Origin of the sequence: uncultured Eudoraea sp. (assembly GCF_947258525.1) — a bacterium.
Lineage (GTDB): Bacteria > Bacteroidota > Bacteroidia > Flavobacteriales > Flavobacteriaceae > Eudoraea.
Genome location: NZ_CAMYIP010000014.1, coordinates 1 through 3,251, shown reverse-complemented (window position 1 = coordinate 3,251; position 3,251 = coordinate 1). Strand labels below are relative to the sequence as shown.

Annotated in this window: 2 protein-coding genes and 1 pseudogene; all 3 read left to right on the top strand. The window is 41.9% G+C overall.

Annotated features, from left to right (window positions below):
• The coding region (locus Q0X89_RS00820) for a PDZ domain-containing protein (protein ID WP_297690711.1) at positions 1 to 559 on the top strand (559 nt) is incomplete at its 5' end.
• 126 nt (positions 560 to 685) lie between these two features.
• On the top strand, positions 686 to 3,097 hold the full coding sequence (locus Q0X89_RS00815) for an outer membrane beta-barrel protein (RefSeq protein WP_297690710.1): 2,412 nt from the start codon (positions 686 to 688) through the stop codon (positions 3,095 to 3,097).
• A gap of 52 nt (positions 3,098 to 3,149) precedes the next feature.
• Positions 3,150 to 3,251: pseudogene (locus Q0X89_RS00810) on the top strand (tRNA dihydrouridine synthase DusB); the annotation flags it as partial.

Here is a 3,251-nt window from a genome sequence, read left to right as displayed (position 1 = left end):
CGGTACTTCTCCCATCTGGCCACAGGTATTAAATGCTTCTAATCCCGGGTTTAAACTGGTTTTAAATGAATCTGGCGTAGGCCCTTCCGACCATACCTCATTCTACCTGCAAGACATTCCGGTATTGCATTTTTTTACTGGTCAGCATGAAGATTATCACAAGCCAACAGACGATGCGGAGAAATTAAATTATGACGGGATGCGAATGATCAGTTCCTATCTGTTCACCCTGGTTAAGGAACTGGATGACAACCAGAAACTGACTTTCAGAAAAACCAAAAACGAGAGCGAAGAAGTACCGAGATTCAAAGTTGCCCTTGGGGTAGTACCGGATTACCTCTTTGATGGTAAAGGGATGCGAATTGATGGCGTTAGCGAAGATAAACCGGCACAAAAAGCGGGCTTACAGAAAGGAGATGTTGTTGTTCAGCTTGGCGACAGCACCGTTGTGGACATGATGAGTTATATGCGCGCCTTGTCTGCTTTTGAACCCGGAGACACTACTACTGTCAGCGTAAAACGCAACGACCAAATCGTTAAAGCGCCCATTAAATTCTAACTTTTTATGATCAAAGTTTTGCAGGATACTGATGCACAATCGCTTTTTGCGCTTAGAAAGAATCACTTCTATTTAACGCAAACAATGTAAATATTTTTATAGCTTTGACGAATAACCTACCAAACTGTGAGATTCCCCTTACTGTTCTTATTGGCATTATTTCCTTTGGTCCTGCTAAGCCAGAACTTTGAGGTAACCGGTTCTGTAAAGGATTCCGACGGGAAACCACTGCCATTTGCAAACGTTATACTTCTGAAAGCGCTGGACAATACCCAGGTAAATGGTATTTCCGCAGACGACGAAGGGCGCTTTACCTTAAAAGATATCCCGGAAGACTTATATTATTTACAGGCAAAGTACTTTGGGTACAAGTCTACCCTGGTAGCCCTGGAAATTAAAAGAAACATCCAAATTGGGGCCCTTGTCCTGGAGCCCGATAGCGAATGGCTGGACGAGGTGGTGGTAACAGGCCAGAAACCTACGGTAGAACGAAAAGCAGACCGGATTATCTTTAATGTTGAAAATACGGTTCTTGGCGAAGGAACCACCTGGGATATATTGCGCAATGCCCCCGGGGTCATAGTCGTTCAGGACAACCTTGAAATAAGGGGACAAATAGCATCAGTTTATCTCAATGATCGTAAAATACAGTTATCCCAATATGAAGTCCAGGAATTTTTAAAGGGCCTTTCCGGAGATATGATTTCCTCAGTAGAGGTAATCCCAAATCCTCCGGCCAGTTTCGAGGCTGCAGACGGGTCTATTCTCAATATCCGAACTAAAGAGAACGTAGTACCCGGTTATAAAGGCAACGTAAGGGCACAATATACACAAGGCATATTTCCGAAATACAGCTTTGGCACCAGCCATTATTTCAAAAATGATAAATTGGGCATTTTTCTAAACTACACGTACAACCCCAGAAAGGAGTTTAAAGACACCGACAGTAGAATAAACTTTATCAATGATCAGAATGAGATCTTTGCACGCTGGAATACCGACTTCGGGCAGACAACCAAATCCCAGGATCAGCAGCTGAACATGATTTTTGATTATAAACCCTCAGAGCGCGACCTTTTAAATTTTACGTCCAACCTGAGCTTTTCCCCAAATAAGAAATTTGAAAATGAGCTGTTTACCGAAATGCGCAATAACGCAGGAGTGCTGGATTCTACCTTGCAAACCGATAGCGGTATTCAGGAAGACCTGCAGAACCTTTCCTTTGACCTTAATTATGAACGTAAACTAAAAAAAGAAGACGCAACAATAAAGGCAAATGCACACTATACATACTATGAATTAACCCGTCTGCAAGATGGCTCCAGTGATTATTTTGATCCCGCAGGCGATTTTATCCGGAATTTTTCGTTTGCTACGGACGCCCTTCAGGACATAAATATTTATACCGGGCAAATAGATTATTACACCCCTGTAAAATCGGGGAGTTTTGAAACCGGGCTAAGGGGTTCATGGATCAATTCTAAAAGCGGGATCGATTATTTTGCCGACAATAACAATTTACCCCCATTTGATATTGCCCTAACGGACAATTTTGAATACAGGGAAGCGGTTTATGCCGCCTATGCCAGTCTTGCACAGGATTGGGAAAACTGGTCGCTAAGACTTGGCTTGAGAGGAGAACAAACCAACGTAGAATCTATTTCAGAAACCTTACTTCAGATAAATACACAGAACTACTTTGAACTTTTCCCTTCTGTATTTGTTACCCGGAAGCTTAGCGAGGATCACAGCCTTACCTTTGATTACAGCAGGAAGCTAACAAGGCCCAAATATTCCGACTTAAACCCGTTTCGGTATTTTCTGAATGAAAATAATTACCTGGAAGGCAACCCAAACCTGGTTCCCAATTTCAGCCATAATTTCAATTTAAATTTTTCAATCAAGGACATCTATTTTATTGATGTTTATTACAGGGATAACGGACGCTATATAAGCAGCTTAAGTTTTCAGGACAATGAGAATCAGACCCTGAGGGAGATCAAACAGAATGTGCAGAAAAGCACCTCTTATGGGCTCGATTTTACGATCTCACGGTCTATTAATAACTTTTGGTCCATGTATTTTTACAACTCGCTTTTTTATGAAGATGAAACCTTTTTGGCTGAAGAAAGCACAATTGAAACCTATACCAACAGGGTCACCGGCTATTATGGTTATTTAAACAACGCATTGACCTTTTCTAAAGACGGCACTTTTACAGGAGACCTCTCCTTAACGTATTTAAGCGGGTTTCTTTATGGTTCGTTTAAAGTATCAGAAATCATAAGGCTTAATATAGGCTTGCGCAAAACCTTATGGAATAACAGGGCGGTGATTTCCCTTGTGGCGGAAGACCTCCTTGGCAGGGCCAATGGCACGTTTACAACGCGCTATGACAACCAGGACAATGCTTATAAAGAGGTCCCGGAAACACAAATTGTACGGCTTGGTTTTACGTATAAATTTGGAAACTTCAGACTCAGTAATGTAAACCGCGGACTCCGGAAAAGTGAATTGCAACGACTTGAGAACGAATAAATTCCATTCTTTTCTTCTTTATTTTTAATTTTGTCACGCTAAATAGATGCAGATGCCAAAAATAGGTGATATCGTTTTACCGGAATTTCCTTTGTTGCTCGCTCCCATGGAGGACGTGAGTGACCCACCTTTTCGCGCTCTGTGCAAGGAGCAG